This window comes from Aureispira sp. CCB-E (assembly GCF_031326345.1).
In the GTDB taxonomy this organism is placed as follows: Bacteria; Bacteroidota; Bacteroidia; order Chitinophagales; family Saprospiraceae; genus Aureispira.
Genome location: NZ_CP133671.1, coordinates 3,222,704 through 3,243,052, shown reverse-complemented (window position 1 = coordinate 3,243,052; position 20,349 = coordinate 3,222,704). Strand labels below are relative to the sequence as shown.

Sequence of the window (20,349 nt, the reverse complement as noted above, 5' to 3'; positions counted from 1 at the left end):
TTTTTCTCATCATTTATATTTGCTGCATGTCAAGTACTAATAGGTGTTGTTCGGTTACTTACTACGCTACATGAGCCAGCAAGTTGGTTTTGTTACTCACTTTGGCTTTTGTGTTATTAGCAAAAGCAAAAAAACTCATAGAAGCCTAATTATCAATAACCAGACTATTAAAACTAGCCGTCAATAATTAAATAATATTTCATGCTACAAAATAAAAAAATAGAAAATGATCACTTAATGAGTTTGATAAACTCTGGATGTATTTTAAATATTGAACTTGCTTTGCAACTAGCCAAAAGTCAAAATATTACTATTAACTTAACTAAATATACTAAACTTTATCGTTGGTTAAGCTACTTGGTAGAAGAACAATTTATAGATACACCTTTATTAATGTTTCAGGAAATTTTAAGTTTGGAAGTGTTAGATTATAATTTGTCTCAATTAAAAAAAATCCCTACTTCTATTGAGTTCCTTTCTAACCTTAAAATTCTCATTTTATCACTCAACCAATTGCGCACCTTGCCTCGAACAATTGGAAACTTATCTAGGTTGGAATCATTGTATCTCAATTTTAATCAATTAAAAAAAATTCCCACAGAACTTAAAAAATTACAACAACTAAAAAAGTTGCGACTCAACAATAATTACATTCAAAAATTCCCCAAACCCATTCTTTCTCTAGTCAACCTAGAGCACTTGGATCTGAGTTGTAATCAAATCAAAGAACTGCCTTTAAATATTCATCAACTTTACAAGTTAAAACAATTCAATTTAAGTGGTAATCCAATTTCAACACTTCCCCAACAAATTGGATCACTAACTGAATTGAAACAATTAACGTTGCCATCTCATTTAAAAAATAATAAGGCAACCTTCGATATTATCAAACAACTAACGCATACCCAAATTATATTTTCCGATTCTGTAGAATATCCTCTATCTCTAAAAAACAGCGATTACTAGTTTACATTCTTTTATTCCCAACTATTCTAATCCTACAATCACCATTCTTCTCCAAGCTATATAATTTATTCTTGCGAATACAAATTAAGTTCAAAACGTCCTACAACTCCTAAGTTTTTTGTATTATTGGTTATTCATTTATCCACTTTCAAGAAAAGTTTTAATGACAAAAAATAAAAAACGCAGAAGGCCTATCAATGTCTTAATGATTGATGATGATGAAGGGCTTTCTGCTTCGATTAAGAACCGAGCTCGACGTCATAACGTTATTATTACCAATGCAACCAACTTTAAAGATGGTTTTAGAGAATTGGAAAACAATACAAAGTATCAAGCTGTTATTTTAGATGGTAAAGCTCCAATGTCGCCCGAACAACCAAAAGGTACAGAAGCTGAGAACTTTGTCCACGAAGCGATCTTAAAATTAAGGGAGTTGGAATTATTACACGAACGCACCTTGCCTTTTTGTGTGCATACGGCTTGGTATGTGCAACTAGAACCGAGCTTAAGAAATCGAGCTAAAATTTTTGATAAGAAAAAAACTGCTGTTGATGATAATATGATGGAGGCGATGTTTGAGCATCTTCACCAAGCAATTGGCAAATTGGAAGAAACAAAAATCAAACAACAGCATCCAGAAGTTTTTGAATTTGCAGAACAATATCTAGATGATGAAGATAACGCTTTTTTAATTAGTTTGTTATCTCCTAAATTATCATCTAAAAGAGAAGATTTAATGAATCGATTGGGCTTCATTCGACGACTGGAAGAATCTATTTTAAATGTCTACTGTAAAGAATGTTTAAAAATGGACCCAATGCTTTTTGGACAAGGTAAAGATACTCCTGGTCGGGGCAAAGATTTAATTGACCATATCAAGGTCAAAAAGTTGGCTCCATTGCATATTTCTTTTATGACCTATGTTATTTATAGTACTCAAAGTATTGCCATTAATCACAAAGCTCCAGAATCTAGTGAGTATTATAACTATCCTATTACCATCTACACTGTACAAACATTTATCAATGCCTTATTAGATATTATTCTTTGGGTACGTACTAGTATTGATGAGGCTGTATCTTAAACAATGGAATCTATCTAAACGCAACTGGAATTTAGATAGATTCCTACAATGATAAAGCAGTATAAAATGGCAGTTCTTTGTCTTTGAAATATATTTTTCGATTTTTTATAAAAGAGGTGCTAACTTTCGTAGATAATTTTACGATTGCTTCTACTGGTTGGGTTCTACTAATGACCTCATATTGTCCATCTGTAATTTCTACACTAGGGTAAGCTACTTTGTAATAATCAATATATATTTCTGACGCTGTTTCTTTTTTGATATATGGTAATATTTCATTGGTACCTGCCAATAGGAAATAATAATCTATACAGCTAAAGCCTTCTTTTTCGTAAAAATTTAAGTGTCCATTTTTATAATCAAAAGAAATTGGACTTTTCCCCTTCTTCGCTCTCTCTTCATTTAGGTTCATTCCCAAATTTTTCAACTTAAAGTTTATTCGTGAATCTTGTTTTAAAGTACGATATGTAGGCGAATTATATTGTATTCGTTTTGAAGTATTTAAAGTTTCTAATAAAGAATCTACAATCATTTTAGAAATTGAAGTATCCTCTCCTTTTTTATTAAGGTATGCTTCAGATATATCAGCAAGTTGGTTGTTCTTTTCCTTTACACCTCCATTTCTGGAGGAACAACTCATGCAATAAACTACCAATAACAATGCAAGAATATAAGATATTTTTAATACATTCATTTTAGGTTAGTTTTTTGAAGACTATTTAAAATTTTCTATAAAACTACTACTAAGCCAATTCTTCGGATATAATTTCTATTTTCTTCCCATCTTTATTAATTCCCCAAATCTGTATACAGTCGTAGGCATTTCTCTTCAACATTTCGAGGCTAATTTTTTGACCATTAATTAACTCAACATCACCATTAACATCTATCTCTTCGCTAAATTCTTCTTCAAAATTAATTTGATAATATACAGAGATAATTATTTCAAAACTATCGTTTCCCCATTGATCTTGATACAATTGATCCGTCATTCTAGCTGCCAATTGTTCTTGAGTATATTTATCACAAAGCAAGGCATTATAACCATGTTTACAGGCATCAAATAGCAATATTTCTTCTTGATTATTTATATCTACCAATACTATTTTTTGAGGTGCAAACTCAGTTCCCACAATCAAAGTATTCCATTCTGAATGTAATGCTCCATAATATTGTATTTTAAATTTTGCATTACCTAACGTTGATACAATCCTTCTTCTCCATTCAAAACTATCTAGTTTATTAGGGTTCAAAATCGGTTCTGTATACATTTCCAAATGTGATGGTCCCGATATTCCATTGTCTGAATTATTCAATCTATTTCTTTTCAATAAGATTCATTAGAATGGATACCCAACAGCAAAGATAAGGTTCGAACGCCCTGGCAAGACAAAAGGATCAAAGTTCCAATACTGCACAGTTCCGTCTTCTTTTAGGCGGTATCCTTGTGGATCTCTCAATTGTATCCCAAAGTCTACCCGAAAGACAAAGAAACTCAAATCAAACCTTAGTCCTAGTCCTGCTCCAATGGCCAACTGCTCATAAAAACGCTCTGTAAAAACCCCTGTTTTGGGGTTCTGCTGTGGAATATTTGTTGCGGTTGCTCTGGAATTCAACAACCAAATATTTCCAACATCTACAAAAAAGGCACCACCTATCCAAGAGGTAAACATAAAACGGTATTCGCTATTAAATTCCATCCTCAAATCTCCCAGTTGAAATTCAGCACCATTAACAGAAGTTTGCTCACCAGGACCAATATAACGCAATAGCCAAGCCCTCATACTACTAGGTCCCCCCAATGCAAAACGCTTAACGAAGGGCACATCCGTACCTTCTGAATTCCCATAAGGAATAATAATACCAAACATAAATCGAGAAGCAATCGAATGGTATTTTCCTAATTTATAAGAGTAACGAAGATCAAAATCTGTTTTAAAATACTGTGAATAATCTATTCCAAAAAACTTCAACTGCTTATTTGGCTCCACTGCCTGATCTAATAAGTAGATAAGATTTCCTGCTAATTCAAAAGAAGATTTAAAATACCAACTACCTCCTTTTGTTGAGGCTGTAGGAGAACTAAATGTATAACTAAAATCCATACTAGGAATCAAATAGCTGGCAGACAAAGACTCGTATAATGCCCTATTGTTTTGTCGTAGTAGGGCTTCAAAACTAGGCTCCAACACAGGCTGCAAAGTGATATTAACCACAGCAGGATTCCAACTAAATGTATGATAGGGACCTCGCCTCCAATCGTATCCTATTTTGGTATAAAAAGAGCTAATTTGAAAATCCGTTGATTGTTGTAGATATCGGTATCCCAATGAAACTTTTGTAGTAGGGCTTTCCATTTTGAACATTTTCTTAAGGAAAGGAAAACCTAAAAACCTAGGAAAAAATAAGCTTGTCTCTGCCGAAACATCAAACAAATTTACTGCTTGTTTCCAGAAATTATTATCAAAAGAATCTCGTCCTGTTAATTTAAAATCAAGACCTCCTGATAAAGAAATTTCGAAGGTCTCTGCTCCTTTAAAAATATTTTTATTTTGGTAAGATCCAAAAGCTGCGACTCCCAAACTCGAAACATTCGTATTGTTATTATTAATTTCAAAATCTCCTCCAACACCCTGTTTCTCTCCACGTTGCATTTTGACCAAACAATCTAAACAATTAGGTTCTCCGTTGGACGAAATGACATACTCTACCCTTGGGGCTCGAAATACATCCAACACATTAATATTGCGCCTAGTTTCTTGCTCCAATCGGTAACTATACAACTGCCCAATCTCAACAGGCACCGCATCCGAAATTACTTTATCTCGAATAAAATAAGTTTGTCTTCGTTGGCGCTCTGTTGTTGGGCTTCCATCTTTGTTTCTAACAATTTTACGCAATAAAATATGTACTAGCTTATCGTTATCTTGCATCTCTGAACGAGCGTTCAAAGTTACTTTCTTGAATCTTGGCAAGCTACGCAACACAATCCGACGTTGTTTCCCTCCAACTGTTTTTACCGTTGTAACCAAACTATCTTTTGGCAACATAATCTCTCCTTCTTTTAGAACAATCCGCTTCACTCTATCTTTAAGTGTCCGCTCAACAATAAAAAAAGAATCTTTTTTGATCTTACGTACTTTAGACGCCTTTACTATATACTCATTAGGAGTAATCAAAACATTACAAATCTTATATTTAGGGTGGATAATCGAGGTATCTGAATAAGGCAATACCTCAACATAAATATTTGCTCTTGGTTCTCCTTGTTCGGGATTGCTATTAAAAAGCCCCCCCTCTTTTGGAGCTACTTCTTTTGCATTGACCGTATCAATTCGAAAGACGACATAATTCTTTGTAAATTCAAAATACCCCCGATTTTTAATCGCCAATTCAAGCCTTCCTCTTTCTTTATTCATGTTATCAACCGATGCTCGTATTCCTTGCTTTAACACAGTAAGACTTTTTATTTCCTCCATTATATCCTGAATAGCAGTATCTTTAGAAATAAGTAATACCGTGTCAATTAATATTGGCATTCCTGTTTTTATATTATAAGATACAATTGCAGTATGTCTTTTATAGGTAATCTCTGAACTAACTTCTGCATTGTAATAACCTTTTTGATTTAGAAAAGCACGCATATTCCTAACTGTAAGATTAGTTTTTGCTGTGTCTAAAATAACAGGTCCATACCCTACCTTTCGATGCAACCAACGCTGTAGTCCTGTTGATTTTCGACGAATAGTATCGGGAAGTATTTGCATACTATCTCGATTAAATTTGTACGGAATAGACAATGTATCGTTGAGGTGATAAACCATTTGGCGAAAGCCTCGTATTATAGAGCGATCTGGAACTTGCTGAATAATGGAAGACATTTCGTAGTACAAATTCTCTGAGTCTTCTTGGATTTTGTACTTTTGCTTCAGAAAATTAATTTGGTTTTTTTTCACCATATATTCATCAAAAACTCTAACTCGAGGTTTTTCCATCGACTTTGAGTGACTCTTTAAGAATTTTCGATTGCCACAACTGCTCATTAGTAGACACAAAAGCAAGAAAATACAAGAAAAGTGCTCAAATTTATATTTCATAGAATTAAATAGAATTAACGCTAAGATGTTATCCAAAGCAAAGATTAAATATTTACAATCCCTTCAACAAAAGAAACACAGACAAAGAGAGAAAGTTTTTTTAGTAGAAGGAGAAAAAATTATTGATGAAGTATTACGTCAGCATATATTCAAGATACATTCCATCTATGCAACAGAAGACTGGATTAACAAAAATAAAACTATCCTAGCATCTTATCAAAACCATTTAACACCTACACCTCTTAATGGACTCAAAAAAATATCTTCTTTAAAAACTCCTAATTCGGTTGTTGCTGTTGTAGAAACACCTCATTATACATCTTTCGCTGATAAAATACAAACATCACTTAATCTAGTTCTTGAAAACATTCAAGACCCTGGAAATATGGGAACCATTATTCGTATTGCCGATTGGTTTGGAATTCCTCATATTTTTTGCTCCAAAGGCTGCGTAGACATCTACAACTCCAAAGTAATTCAAGCAAGTATGGGTGGTTTTCTTCGTGTTCAAGTGCATTATATAGACTTGGAAGCATTATTCTCTCAATACCCATCCTTACCTGTTTATGGAGCTGTATTAGGTGGTGACAATGTTTTTAAACAGTCCCTAAAAACACCTTCCTTTCTTTTGATTGGTAATGAGGGCAAAGGTTTAAGTGATCCTATTCAAAAAGAAATTACGCATAAAATCACCATTCCTAAAATGGGTGGTGCAGAATCGTTAAACGCAGGTGTAGCAACAGGGATTTTATGCGCTTTGTTTGCTTCTCAACTTTAGTGCCTTATTAAATTAGACTATTTTATTCAAAGGATTTTTTCGAACTAAATTGGAAAAACCAAACTTCCGTAAAAATTCTGCTCTAGTTCCTTTTAGATGATTGATGTTGTCTACCGTATCTATTAATGCATCTGAGAAATTAGTTCTAGAATAGGTTGTGTTTAGTTTAACCAGCTCTCTTTTAGGTATACAGCGATGACTAAAGCCAGAAACGTCTAGAAAGGCTCCACGACTCAAAACAACAGCCTCAGGTGTTTGGTTGTTAGAAACGAGTGGGTTCAAATGAATCGAAATTGCATTGTAAATTTGTTGAGCTCTTTGTTCTTCTACACCAATTTGACTAGCAAAGTCATAGGCTAACTCTGCGCCAACAACAGCAAAACAACAAGAACAAGCCTTTTGTTTGTGTGTCTCACTAATCCCCAAATCATGCAGAATAGCACTAATGTATAACAATTCTTCATCAATCTTATATCCCTCATATTGAGCCAACATACTGGCAAAAAAGTACGTTCGGACACAATGTTTATACAAGGGCACATCATACGTTTCTTTGGCTAATTCATTCGATAAATCTGCAAATTTGGAATCGGGTATTCGAATTGAATCCAAGTTAACTTGTGCAAGTCGATTCTTATTGAACCCTGTTTTAGTTTGAAGTAATAATATAAATTCTCTGAACTGTACACGAATCAACTGTTGCAAAATCTGTCGCTTTTCTGATTTACTGAGCTTGCTGTCTGTCGTTTTTGCCCAACGATAACTTCCTATTTCCATTTGTCATCCTTTTAAGTTATAAATTAAGATGCAAATATATTTACCTCTAACCAGTTCCTCAATAGGCAATATTGACAATTAAAAGGGAAATATTGCCATTAAAATAGTTTATTTTTGAACCACTAATGGCTAGCTACGCTGCTACTTTGTGATCGGTCAAGAACTTTATCATTGTTCTGCTTTAAAAATCGTATTAGTTTAATTATCAGCAATTAAAAGCAACGAATTATTATTATACAAGACAAACCATCTATGATTATCATATCCCTCGTTATATATGAAGATAGTTTTGGCTCGGCTATTTTCCCAACTATTGATCTAATCAATAGCGTCAATGAATACATGCAAAAGATTACAGGCAAGTCTTTTTTCCACTTAAAACTAGTCGGTTATGAGCAATCTGAAATTACAATTAATACATATACTAGTATAAAAACGTGTGAGACTATTCCCAATACTTCTCCTAATCATGTCATTTTACTTCCTTCTTTAAAAGAATCTTTTTTGGATACGATGGATTTAGCTCATTATAATAAGCTCAGTCTTTGGTTAAAAGAAGAATATCAAAAAGGCACCAAACTATGTAGTATGTGTCTTGGTTCTATCCTCTTAGCCAATACGGGGCTACTTGATCAATTGCCCTGCTCTACCCATTGGATGGGAGATAAAATGATGCGCCTTCGTTTTCTGAACGTTATTATGAAAACAAATCAAACGGTTACCAAAGAAAAAAACATCTACACCAGTGGAGGTGCATTCTCATCCCTTCAACTAATTTTCTTGTTACTCGAGGAATACTGTTCTAGAGAACTTGCCCTTCATTTTTCAAAAGTATTGGGTATAGAATATCCTATTGAATCTCAAAATCGTTTTTATATTTTTTATCCACAAAAAGACCATCAAGATACTCCTATAATAGCCGTACAATCTTTTATGGAAAAGAATTATGCACAAAAAATAAACATTCACCAACTAGCAGCTATAGCTATGATGAGCCCTCGAAACTTTATTAGGAGATTCAAAAAAGCCACAGGAGACACTCCCATTACTTATTTACAAAAAATTAGGATAGAGGTAGCCAAAAAAGCATTTGAAACTGGTCATTTAGATGTTTCAGCAGTTATGTACTCAATAGGCTATCAAGATCCTAAATCTTTCCGAGTATTGTTCAAAAAATTAACCGGTAGGACTCCTATAGCCTATGCCCCAAAATATGCGCTCTCGAAATGATAAATAAAGGCTTCCCAAAACTGTTTGAGCATATCTATCAACTGCTTTTGTGCTTTGTAAAGCCCCAAGCGATTAAACAGGTGACTGTCTTTACAAAGCACAAAGCCCACTTATTATTAGTAGCCGTTATTTATCGTTTAAAGTTCATTACTGCTGCATAAGCCTGCTCAAAATCTTGCACTTCTTTCTGCTTTCGCTCCTCTGACCAATTCAACATGCTTGCCATTTGGTTGGCAATATAATGATAGGTATGTTCTAATGTAGGGCGTTCAAAATAAAGGCGACCAGTTCTTCGTATTAAAAAATCACATAAATTATTTGTCATTTCATAATGAATAGAATACCAAATTTCAGCACTCAACAAACGCTCTTCTACGTCTTTAATCGAGTTGTACAATTCATAAGCTTTGTTAATGATAATATCTGTATTCGTACCATAACGATAGACCAACGCATGAATATGCTCTATCCTTAAACCAATTTGCTTAGCCTCTCCTGTCACTTTATACACGTAGGCTTGAATGGCTTCTGTAGAGTCAAAATCCCCTCCAGACAATCTTAATTTTTGAGTTTTGGAACTACTCTTGGTACGCATTGTTTTAGCAACAAAATTCAAAACGCGCTCTGCCATCTTGCGATAGCCTGTCAGCTTTCCTCCAGCAATAGAAATCAAGCCTGTTTCAGAATAAAAAATTTCATCCTTCCTTGACAACTCAGAGGGAGACTTACCGTCTTGGTGAATTAAGGGTCTTAAACCAGCCCAAGAAGACTCTACATCACTAATATTTAGTTTTGCAGTAGGAAACATATAATTGGTGGCTTCTAAAATATACAGTACATCTTCTCTTGTTGCATTCGGTTGGTCAATACTTTTATCATAAAAAGTATCTGTTGTTCCAATGTACGTAATATTTCCCCTTGGGATAGCAAAGCACATTCTATTGTCTTTTTTTACATCAAAATAGACCGATTGCTGCAACGGCAACTTTTCATAAGGAACGACAATATGCACTCCTTTTGTAAGATGTAAACGTTTACCAACTACGCCTTCTTTGTCATATGTTCGAATGGTATCCACCCATGGACCTCCCGCATTTACAACTCTTCTAGCATTTACTTTTATTGTTTGATTCCCTATATGATCTTTTACTACTGCTCCTCCTACATAACCATTTTCTTTGTAGACAAAATCTGTTAGCTCAGCATAATTGACACAGATGGCTCCATTATCCACCGCTGTTTTTATATTTTCAATGGTCAAACGAGCATCATCTGTTCTATATTCGTAATACAAACCACCTCCCAATAAGATATCTGGGCGTACCAATGGTTCTAAACCTACAACGACATCTTTCTCTAACATTTTTCTACGCTCTTCTTTTTCCACACTTGCCAAACGATCATAAACCCAAAGTCCGATAGAACTTAGTCTTTTGCCCAATGATCCATCTTCAACAATTGGTAACAACATTTTTTCGGGAATGACAACATGAGGAGCATTAGCATGTACAATTGCCCGCTCAATACCTACTTCATGAACCAGACCAAACTCTAATTGTTTTAAGTAACGTAAGCCTCCATGAATGAGTTTTGTAGAACGGCTACTTGTCCCCCATGCAAAATCTTTCTTTTCAATTAAAGCTACCTTAAGACCTCTTGTCGCAGCATCTAAAGCAATTCCTGCTCCTGTAATTCCGCCTCCAATAACCAATAAGTCAAATAGCTCTGACTCTAATTTTGACAACCAAGTGGTGCGCTCAGCTGCCGAAAAAGTACCTGTATTCATTAATTTAATTTATGATTGATGATGATTGATTGTCGTTAGTTAATTCGTTAGATGCTCAAAATGCAACTAATTAACTTCAATAGTTTGTTACAAAACCACATTAAATAGATAGCCGATTCACTTGCATTTAAGATGCTAAATATCCAAAGCATTATCGTTCTTGATTTAAGAATTACTGCTTCTGCTAAATTCCCTAAATATTCGATGGATAATCTACCAATTCTTGTTGTAACAAATGCTCTATGTTATAAAACAAATATAAGGCAATTTGTTTATTCTAAGCTTTATTATAAGATGATTTTATCTTATATCCTAATGTCGTTTTGAAAAAGGCAAAAAGGTCTATAATATACTACATACTCCGTTGAAAATTCAACAGAGTATGTACAATAAAAAAGCCCTACAATTCCTTGTAGAGCTATCTTATATATTTTTATAAAATTAATATTTTATTCCACACAAATCGGTTCTACTTCTACACGACGATTAGGCGAACCCCCATTTTTATATTTAGACAAAGGCTGCGTTCCTCCAAAAAAGTAAACAGATATCTTATTAGGGTTAATTCCCATATTGACCAATTCACGCTTTACAGCCAAGGCTCTTTCTCTTGAAAGGTCTAAATTTTTTCGTGGATTTCCATGTATATCAGTATGACCATACAAATTAATTCGAGCATTTGTATAGGTATTAACGTATTCTACAATTACTCGAATGTTCTGAATAGCCTTTACACGACCTGAAAATTTAGTTTCATCTTCTTTAAAAACCACATCTGGCAAATAAACTCGTGTGTCGCATTTTAAATCTACCATTGAGGTTAATGCCCCAGGCATGTAATCAATAGGTTCAGGAGTTTGATTAATATTGACCACTTCTCTTTCTTCTGATGTACTAGAAGGGCGAGTCGTTGAACTTGAGCTTGGACGAGTCGTAGTTGGTCGAGTTGTCGTCGGTCGAGTTGTAGAAGGTCTTGTACTTGACCCTGTTGTTGAATAACTACGAGGTTGACTAGACGTGCTAGCAACAGAAGGGCTACCTTCCTGAACTTTTGGCTTGATATAGCTAAAAGACTGCTCAAACCTATTGACAACAGCAACCATGTTTTCTGATTTGCCTAACAAAGGGTTGTCCTTAGTTTTTATCATAATATCAAAACAATTTAACTTGTCTTGGTCTAAGTGTCCATCCTTGCCATCAATCATATCCAGCATTCGAATATAACGAGGAATTCTAACAAAGTGAACTTCGCAAGTAACCACATCACCCCTATTTAAGTCGTAACTAATTTCGGGAACATTGGTTAGAGATGTTCGTTTAACTTCGTTATTAATAGCAATATTGGCAACTTCTAGTTGTTTGAATTGTATTTCTAATCCTCTCATTCTAGGAGGCGTTCTCAAATACCAAGAGTTGGGATGGTTGCCATTATAAAAAGTCGTTGTACCTGATTCTTGAACTACATATCGAAAATGGATGATCGTCCTTTTTTCTTGATATTCAATTTTGTCAATTTGGTAGTGAGACTTAAACTTTCTGTACTTTGGGAGATAATCAAAAAAACTATTGTTAGCACTAACTGTCTGTATTCCACTCAATAAGAATAAAAGCAGAAATACTGTAATTTTGGGGAGATGATTTGTAGAAAACAAAATTCTCATCGTTAGTAAAAGTTTATGTTCTAGTATAAATTGTATTACTATAGTGTTATACACTATATTTTATATGTTATTTCTTACAGTTTTGTTACAAAATACGGGGGAAAAATAGCTTACCCCTTAAAGATAACAAAAAAAATTATATATTCAATATAAATTCTTATTTAATTCTTACTTTTATTTTGTAGGACAAAACTTGTTTAATAACATTTTATTACCACTCAGAGACAAAAAAACAGCTTCAGGAAAAACGCTTTTAAATTTGCGTTCGAAGAAAAGTTCTGTTTTTGACAAAAGAGTGTCGTTATAAGTCAATTGATTATACATAAGCAAAGCATTGGGTGATAATACTCTTTTGACATTTTCTAAAAATTGAACAGACTCAAAAGCAGAGGGAATTTGGTCATCAATAAAAATGTCAATTGCCACTAAGTCAAATTGTTGGGAACAGGTTTTAACGTACTCTAAAGCATCAATACAAATCACTGAATATGAGGATTGAAGCTCATCTAATGTATACTTATTAGCTAAATTTACAATTTTTTGATCAATTTCTACTAATGTGTAATTATATTTTTTTTTAAATTTTTTTTCTAATAATAACGGTATAGATCCCAAGCCAAGCCCCAGAACTAAAACATTTTCTATCGAATATTTGTCCAAATTTATTTGTTGGAAACTATCTCTGAAGTTAACATACAAATCATCATAAGAATACACTGCATTTTGGGTACAAAGTGCATAACGCCCATTTCTACAAATAACCTCTAGTTTTCCGCTATAATCACTCCAAGCTTCTTCCAACTGCACATCTACAAAATAGCTACTCAACTTGGTCCAAAATGTTAGCTTCATACAAACTTAGTATTTTCGGTTCACATTTGTTTCTTCAAACACATGCTTTAAAATAGCCAGCTCTATCTCATCTAATTCCTTGTTTCTGCGTTGCATCACACGCTCTGCCGTCTCCATAGCTTTCTTAAACTGATAAATTTCAAAGCCCTTACTACTCCCCCAAGAAAAAGAAGGGACAAATTTTCTAGGGAAATCGCCTCCAAAAAGGTTGCTAGATACCCCTATCACGGTTCCTGTATTAAACATTGTGTTAATACCTGACTTGGAATGGTCGCCCATAATTAATCCACAAAATTGAAGACCTGTCCGAGAAAAAGATTGGCGTTCATAGTTCCAAACACGTACTTCTCCGTAATTATTTTTAAGATTAGAATTATTCGTATCTGCTCCTAAATTACACCATTCCCCCAATACGGAATTTCCCAAAAATCCATCGTGCCCTTTATTAGAATAACCAAGTATCACCGAATTATTGACTTCACCACCTACTTTTGAATGAGGCCCAATAGTTGTTGGACCGTATATTTTGGCTGCCATTTTAGTAGTGGCAGATTCGCACAATGCAAAACTACCTCTAATAATAGAGCCCTCCATTACTGTAGCATTTTTCCCAATATAAATAGAACCGCCTTCCGTATTCAAAATAGCACATTCTACCCAAGCACCTTCCTCCAAAAAGATTCGATTAGTATCGCCAATAACTCGATTGCTTGCACTCAATGGTTGCGAAGTTCTGCCCTTGGTCAGCAAATCAAAATCAGCTTCTATAGCCGCACCATTTTTCCCAAACAAATCCCAAGGATATTCAATTTCTATAAATTCCAAATCGCTCTCTAATACAGTAGGCACTTTTTTCTCTCCTGCCAAAAATGCTTTTGCAGTAGCTTGAGTTGTTTTTAACACAATCGGTGTATCTCCTTTTACTAACAACGTATTGGATGGTAGAGTTTGCAAAATGTAATCACAAAGCTCTTGAGTAGGCAAGATAGAACCATTTACCAGAATGTTCAAACTCTCAAAATTAGCTGGATATTTTGTAGAGAGATAAGGTGCCGTATGATGAGAAGCTGGCATATTTAGCATTCGCTCCCACTTCTCTCGGATCGTCAAAATTCCAACACGTAATTCTGCTACTGGACGTGTAAAAGTGAGTGGTTTAAGTGTTTCTCGATTGTCATCAAACAAAATAAGCCCCATTCTTGCCATAATCTTAGTTGTTCTTTTATTTTTTGTTGTAATACTTAGCTGCACTGCGTGAGTTCACTACATTTGATAAATTATGAATCTCCGCAAATGAACTACGCTTTTGCCTCTAAGTAATTCGGTTATCACACAAAACTTTTTACCATTTTTTAACGTCACAAAGTTTAAAATTAGTAAAACTTAATGGTGACAGAGAGTTATGCGCAAAGCATAATTTTTATTGCTCATTGAGTGGTTCCAAGATACAAAATTAATCGAGTGTTTTACCTCCATCATCTCCTAATTTTTTGTTATATCTTTGTTCTATCAATAAGATCGTACATTCCAATATTTAGACAGGATTAAAACACATAACTAACCATCAAAATATAGTGAATTAAGCAACCTCCCATAACAAACAAATGCCAAATTAAATGTGCATAGGGAATACGTGCTTCTGATTTGTAAAAGATGATTCCAATCATATAAACAATACCTCCCAAAATCAAAAGGTTAAATCCAGTAGCAGGCAATGTTTGATACAAATAATCTCCCTGAATAACACCGATCCAAGCCATTGTCACAAAAAGCAAGATAAAAAACCAATCGTATCGACCAGTAAATTTAATTTTCAGCACTACTCCTATCACCGCTACAGTCCATTGTAACAACAATAGAGAAAACCCTACATCTCCCCCCACTGTAAGCAATAACAAAGGGGTGTAATTACCTGCGATGAATATAAAAATGGCACAATGGTCCATTATTCTCAAACGTTTTTTGACCAAAGGTGCAGATGCTCCGTGATAAAACGCAGACGCAGCAAACAACATGACTAAACTACTCCCATAAACTAACGCAGACTCCAAAGCATAAGCTTGATTATTTGCCAAAGCACAAAAAACAACATAAGCAAAACCAAAAACAGCTAAAATGGCAAAAAAACCATGTGACCAAGTATTTAACCATTCTTCTCTTTGTGTTCGAATAGGTAATTGCGAAAAAAACTGACTCAATTCATCTTCTGCTACTATATCAGAAGTATTTTCGTCCCACTCTCTAAGTTCTCCTATTTTGTTCATATTGTCTGGTTTTAATAATAACACATGCAGTTTGCTAAGTTAACTCGCTTTAGAATGTTAACTCATAGACTTTGTACCACACTTGTTGATGATTGAATACTTGGATGATTTGTTCTTCTGCTTATATACAATACAAATACTACACCTATTGTTTGCTTGTTGCATTAAAAGCTTTATTTTTTGGCAAAAAAAAAGTCTTTCTGAATATTCAGAAAGACTTTAGAGCGAAAAACGAGATTCGAACTCGCGACCCCAACCTTGGCAAGGTTGTGCTCTACCAGCTGAGCTATTTTCGCTTGTTTTTTTATTATTGTTGGGATGTTTCCCGTTTGTGATTACAAAGATAGAACATGTCTTTAGAAATGCAAAAAAATAATCGCTTTTTTTTCTTGTTTTTTTAACAAAAAAACAACCTAAAATTATAATTAAATCAAAATCAAACTTTTAAAGCTCAAAAAAAAATCGAAAAAATTTAAGTTTTTTTTAGCCACAAAATATATCTTGACTAAATAGCGTATTATAGGAAAGTACACCTTTAAATTTAATCCACCAATAACATTTCTATACTCAAAACATAAACGCCCAGACAATACAGTTCCGAGGCAACCATATTGCCTAGACGCAGACCTAATTGTTGCAAATATTATTGGGTTGGCATAACGCCTTACTTTTTAACTACCTCTAGCACTTCTCCACAGTTATCACATTTATGCAAGGCTTCATTATTGTTAAATTTAGCAAATGCCTCTGGCAACTGCTTTTCAATATTTGTCAATTTAAAATAATCTTCGTGCAATTGCGCATTACAATTTTCACAATACCATTGAAATCCATCGGTATGCTTTTCTATATCTCGCACATGTTCGATAACCAAACCGATCGTTCCTTCTGGACGTTGAGGAGAGTGCGGCACTTTGGCTGGCAATACAAAAATTTCACCTTCCTTGATAGGAATATCTTTAGGCTCTCCTTCATCAATTATTTTTAACACCATATCCCCTTTGAGTTGCATAAAGAACTCTGGTGTTTCATTATAATGATAATCCTTTCTCAAGTTAGGTCCTCCAATAACCATAACAATATATTCTGACCCTGGAAAAACTTCTTTGTTACAAACAGGTGGTTTTAGATCATCTTTATTCTCTTCCACCCACTTCATCAAATTAACAACATTAAACGTTTTCATTTTAATTTAGAATTTACAAGATTTACACAGTGATTTTTAATCCCCCAAGTAAGATCGTAAGTGTTTAGCACAAAATAGAATTCGCACATTACATCAAACAACCTATCAACACTTCCTACGCACTTTTCTTTTACAAATAGCAATTACGGTTCGATAGTAGCAATTACCTTAAGCTCTATAGCTATCGGGGTTGGCAAGCAATTGATTTCACAAGTAGTTCTACATGGTTGATTATCTTTAAAATACTCCGCATACAATTTGTTGTACGTCTTAAAATCATCCTTCATATTCGTCAAAAAGACAGTTACATCTACAATGTTTTCCCAGCTAGAACCACAATCTTCTACAATATAACGAATATTATCAAATACTGCTCGACATTGAGTTTCAATATCATAAGAAACAATATTACCCTCATCATCCAGCTCTACACCTGGAATTGCTGTAGAACCCAGTTTTCGAGGACCTACGCCTGATAAAAATAAAAGGTTGCCTACTTTACGGGCATGAGGATAAGCGCCCACTGCTTTGGGTGCTCTATCTGAGTATAACAATTCTTCTTTTGGAATCATATTTTTTTTATTTTGATTGTTTTAATTTTTCGTTTCCCAACAAAGACCTTGGTCACATAACAGAGGACTATAAAAATGAAATGTATTGGCTTTCCAAATAGTATTGAGCAGCCAAATATCTGTGCAAATTTCATAACCTAAATACACAGAATATCTCCAAGATCATTTCCATTTGTCTAAAAGTTAATATTCGATACAAACATTTTTAGGTTCTGTAAAGAAATCCAAGGCATGAAAACCACCTTCTCGACCTACTCCAGAAGCTTTGACCCCACCAAAAGGTGTTCTCAAATCTCTCAACAGCCAACAGTTCACCCACACAATTCCTGCATGAATTTGCTGTGCCATTTTAGTAGCACGACTGACATTAGTAGTCCACAAGGTAGAAGCCAAGCCATATTGTACGCTGTTGGCATATTTCAAAACTTCTTCTTCCGTATCAAAAGGCATAATAGTGACCACAGGACCAAATATTTCTTCCTGATTCGTTCTACAATTGTACTCCAAGCCCTCAATCACTGTTGGTGCAATAAAATACCCACCTTTGCAACGACCTTCTATTTCCAAAGCCTCCCCTCCTGCCAAAACAACACCTCCTTCTTCTTTTGCTAATTGAATATACGATAGTACTTTTTCTTGATGCGCCTTAGAGACTACGGCTCCCATTTTGCTATCTTTTTTATTAGGATCACCTACATTGAGTTGTTTTACACGCGCCACAAAATCCCGCTTAAACCGCTCATAAATAGGTCGTTCTACAAAAATTCGAGAACCACACAAACAAATTTGTCCTTGGTTGGCAAAAGAAGAACGCATAGTGGTTGTCAACATTTTATCATAGTCACAATCTGCGAAAATAATATTAGGATTTTTACCTCCTAATTCTAAAGACAGCTTCTTGAATTTAGGCGCGGCAATCTTTGCGATATGTGCGCCTGTTTGTGTTCCACCTGTAAAAGAAATTGCTTTTACATTGTCATGTGCAACAATAGCATTTCCTGCCGAATGCCCCAATCCATGTACAATATTCAAAACTCCTTTAGGCAATCCAGCTTCTATACACAACTCAGACAGCAAGTACGCCGTCATAGGAGTTACTTCTGATGGTTTTGCTACCACACAGTTTCCTGCCGCCAAAGCTGGTGCAATTTTCCAACTAAACAGATAAAGTGGCAAATTCCAAGGAGAGATACACCCTACAACACCAATAGCATCACGTAAAGTATAGTTAATCGCTTGATTGGTCATAGCATGCGCTCCTGTAGCATAGTGATGGATGGCTGTGGCATAAAAATGAAAATTACTAGCAGCTCGTGGGATGTCAACCATTTTTGCTAACCAAACTGGTTTTCCATTATCAATAGATTCCGCCAATGCCAACCGTTCCAAGTTTTCCTCTATTAGAGCAGCAATACGCATTAAAATCTTAGAACGCTCTCCAATGGGAGTCATTGACCAACTAGGAAAAGCGGCTTCTGCGGCAGCCACTGCCGCATTTACATCTTCCTCTCCCGAATCTGGAATCAAAGAATAAACCTTGCCAGTTGCAGGCTCATAATTATCTATATACTGATTGGATTGCGGGGCGACTAAAGCACCGTTAATATAATTCTGTAGCTGTTGCATATTTTGTTAGAATTAAAAACCTGTTCTTGTATTAAAATTATTCAAAACAACTCTATTGCTAAAAATAAAAATATTCTCCTAAAACTATGTTTTTACTACTACAATATTCAATTCTACAACAAACCTTGTTATCTCTTCTTCTTATTACGACCTTTTTTATAACTTCGGGAATTCCTAAATCTTTCACTCAATAGCCCATTGCAAGCTAATCTAGCCTAATGAGCTATTACCTAATAATAAGACCATATTCCTACAATGACAGAAAAACAAAAAATGCTTGCTGGACTTGCCTATGATTCTAGAGATACCGAATTATTAGACCTATATCATAACGCACGAAGTCTTCTGAGAAGATTAAACCATATAGATAGCCGTGATACTTCACAAAGACAACATTTATTAGAGCAGCTATTAGGAAGTGTTGGGGAGCACGTCTGGTTAGAAACGCCATTTTTTTGCGATTATGGAGAGCTTATTTTTATAGGACACAATACATTTATTCATGGCAATTGTACGTTCATAGATAATCATACAATTACGATTGGTAATAATAGCCTTATTGGTCCCTCTGTTCAAATATACACCGCTTCACATCCATTACAAGCCTCTGAACGGGTCTACACCGACCCATCGCACCCAAATAAAACGCGTTACAAAACCTACTCTAGTCCTGTTAAAATTGGGCACAACACATGGATTGGTGGCAATAGCATTATTTTACCTGGGGTTACCATTGGAGACAACACCACCATTGGAGCTGGTTCAGTTGTCGCATCCGATATACCTTCAGGCGTCTTAGCCGTTGGTAATCCCTGTCGGGTTGTTGGTCCCTTAGAAAATCGAGAGCCTTCTTAATATTACAATAGTTCGTTGATTCATTCGCTATGCTCGTAAGCCACTCCTTTATGTTAGTTTCAACGAACTATTGTAACGCTATTGGTATGATTTGATTAACTCATTTTCCTTAAAATGTAATTCCAACAAGGGCTCTAAATAAGACTGATCGACAGCATCAAAAGAAGCCAAAGTCGTACTATCTACATCAAAGACAGCAATCAACTGACCTTCGTTGTCCCAAACAGGCAATACTATTTCTGAGTTTGTGCGACTATCACAAGCAATATGCGAGGGGTCTTCATGCACATTTTCAACCAACTGGGTCGCCTCCATTCGAGCAGCACGACCACAAATGCCCTTAGAAAAAGGAATGTGCAAGCACCCTAAGGTTCCTTGATAAGGTCCCACTATTAATTGTCCCTTGTTCACACAATAAAAACCAACCCAATAATAATAAGGCAAATGCTGTTTCAAAACGCAATTAATCGTTGCCATTTTCAAAATCATATTCGTCTCCCCTTCCAAGATAGCATTAATCTCATTAATAGCTTGTTCGTATGCTTGATGCTTATCAAATGCCATAATTATTCAAATGTTTATTGGTGACAGTCCCTCATGTATAGACTGCCACTA

18 protein-coding genes and 1 tRNA gene are annotated in these 20,349 nt (G+C 34.9%); 5 read left to right on the top strand and 14 right to left on the bottom strand.

Annotated elements, in window-relative coordinates; genetic code table 11:
• Positions 1–201: 201 nt before the first annotated feature.
• Together QP953_RS12500 and QP953_RS12495 are read left to right on the top strand one after the other, a co-directional pair.
• Complete coding sequence (locus QP953_RS12500) at positions 202–966, top strand: leucine-rich repeat domain-containing protein (RefSeq protein WP_309555312.1); 765 nt, start codon at positions 202–204, stop codon at positions 964–966.
• A gap of 163 nt (positions 967–1,129) precedes the next feature.
• Positions 1,130–2,050: a response regulator receiver protein gene (locus QP953_RS12495; protein WP_309555311.1), complete on the top strand. Its 921-nt coding sequence runs from the start codon at positions 1,130–1,132 to the stop codon at positions 2,048–2,050.
• Positions 2,051–2,093: 43 nt separating this feature from the next.
• Here the strand turns inward: QP953_RS12495 and QP953_RS12490 are convergent, their stop codons facing one another.
• The 3 genes from QP953_RS12490 to QP953_RS12480 are packed head-to-tail and all read right to left on the bottom strand — an operon-like array spanning position 2,094 to position 6,147.
• Complete coding sequence (locus tag QP953_RS12490; protein ID WP_309555310.1) at positions 2,094–2,744, bottom strand: hypothetical protein; 651 nt, start codon at positions 2,742–2,744, stop codon at positions 2,094–2,096.
• 49 nt (positions 2,745–2,793) lie between these two features.
• Entirely contained in the window at positions 2,794–3,366 is a 573-nt protein-coding gene (locus QP953_RS12485) for a hypothetical protein (protein WP_309555308.1), read from the bottom strand.
• Between the two features lie 24 nt (positions 3,367–3,390).
• Complete coding sequence (locus tag QP953_RS12480; RefSeq protein WP_309555307.1) at positions 3,391–6,147, bottom strand: BamA/TamA family outer membrane protein; 2,757 nt, start codon at positions 6,145–6,147, stop codon at positions 3,391–3,393.
• 25 nt (positions 6,148–6,172) lie between these two features.
• Between QP953_RS12480 and QP953_RS12475 the strand changes: the two genes are divergently transcribed.
• Positions 6,173–6,925 (top strand): RNA methyltransferase, encoded by a 753-nt coding sequence (locus QP953_RS12475; protein ID WP_309555306.1) that lies wholly within the window; start codon positions 6,173–6,175, stop codon positions 6,923–6,925.
• Positions 6,926–6,937: 12 nt separating this feature from the next.
• Here QP953_RS12475 and QP953_RS12470 read toward each other — a convergent pair whose 3' ends face one another.
• Entirely contained in the window at positions 6,938–7,702 is a 765-nt protein-coding gene (locus QP953_RS12470) for an HD domain-containing protein (protein ID WP_309555305.1), read from the bottom strand.
• A gap of 252 nt (positions 7,703–7,954) precedes the next feature.
• Here QP953_RS12470 and QP953_RS12465 point away from each other — a divergent pair, with 252 nt between their 5' ends.
• On the top strand, positions 7,955–8,932 hold the full coding sequence (locus tag QP953_RS12465; RefSeq protein WP_309555304.1) for a helix-turn-helix domain-containing protein: 978 nt from the start codon (positions 7,955–7,957) through the stop codon (positions 8,930–8,932).
• A gap of 130 nt (positions 8,933–9,062) precedes the next feature.
• Here QP953_RS12465 and QP953_RS12460 read toward each other — a convergent pair whose 3' ends face one another.
• The 9 genes from QP953_RS12460 to QP953_RS12420 form a co-directional block, all read right to left on the bottom strand.
• Positions 9,063–10,718, bottom strand: a complete 1,656-nt coding sequence (locus QP953_RS12460; RefSeq protein WP_309555303.1) for a glycerol-3-phosphate dehydrogenase/oxidase — start codon at positions 10,716–10,718, stop codon at positions 9,063–9,065.
• 449 nt (positions 10,719–11,167) lie between these two features.
• Positions 11,168–12,379: an OmpA family protein gene (locus tag QP953_RS12455; RefSeq protein WP_052599728.1), complete on the bottom strand. Its 1,212-nt coding sequence runs from the start codon at positions 12,377–12,379 to the stop codon at positions 11,168–11,170.
• 174 nt (positions 12,380–12,553) lie between these two features.
• Positions 12,554–13,207 (bottom strand): spermidine synthase, encoded by a 654-nt coding sequence (locus tag QP953_RS12450; RefSeq protein ID WP_197043936.1) that lies wholly within the window; start codon positions 13,205–13,207, stop codon positions 12,554–12,556.
• 30 nt (positions 13,208–13,237) lie between these two features.
• A complete protein-coding gene (locus tag QP953_RS12445; protein WP_408913533.1) occupies positions 13,238–14,428 on the bottom strand; it encodes a GlmU family protein in 1,191 nt (396 codons plus the stop codon).
• A gap of 347 nt (positions 14,429–14,775) precedes the next feature.
• Positions 14,776–15,495: a PAQR family membrane homeostasis protein TrhA gene (locus QP953_RS12440; RefSeq protein ID WP_052599731.1), complete on the bottom strand. Its 720-nt coding sequence runs from the start codon at positions 15,493–15,495 to the stop codon at positions 14,776–14,778.
• 223 nt (positions 15,496–15,718) lie between these two features.
• Positions 15,719–15,791: transfer RNA gene (locus QP953_RS12435), tRNA-Gly, on the bottom strand.
• A gap of 368 nt (positions 15,792–16,159) precedes the next feature.
• Positions 16,160–16,681 (bottom strand): 3-hydroxyanthranilate 3,4-dioxygenase, encoded by a 522-nt coding sequence (locus tag QP953_RS12430; protein WP_052599732.1) that lies wholly within the window; start codon positions 16,679–16,681, stop codon positions 16,160–16,162.
• A 143-nt stretch (positions 16,682–16,824) separates the two neighbouring features.
• Positions 16,825–17,253 (bottom strand): RidA family protein, encoded by a 429-nt coding sequence (locus QP953_RS12425; protein ID WP_052599733.1) that lies wholly within the window; start codon positions 17,251–17,253, stop codon positions 16,825–16,827.
• A gap of 183 nt (positions 17,254–17,436) precedes the next feature.
• A complete protein-coding gene (locus tag QP953_RS12420) occupies positions 17,437–18,879 on the bottom strand; it encodes an aldehyde dehydrogenase (protein WP_309555301.1) in 1,443 nt (480 codons plus the stop codon).
• Positions 18,880–19,134: 255 nt separating this feature from the next.
• On the opposite strand from QP953_RS12420, the gene QP953_RS12415 reads away from it, so the two are divergent.
• The gene (locus QP953_RS12415) at positions 19,135–19,734 is read left to right on the top strand and encodes a sugar O-acetyltransferase (RefSeq protein WP_309555300.1); all 600 of its coding nucleotides are present in this window, start codon (positions 19,135–19,137) and stop codon (positions 19,732–19,734) included.
• 78 nt (positions 19,735–19,812) lie between these two features.
• On the opposite strand, the gene QP953_RS12410 is transcribed toward QP953_RS12415, so the two are convergent.
• Positions 19,813–20,298 carry a GAF domain-containing protein gene (locus tag QP953_RS12410; RefSeq protein ID WP_309555299.1) on the bottom strand — a complete coding sequence of 162 codons (486 nt, stop codon included), beginning with the start codon at positions 20,296–20,298 and terminating at the stop codon, positions 19,813–19,815.
• Between the last annotated feature and the right edge of the window lie 51 nt (positions 20,299–20,349).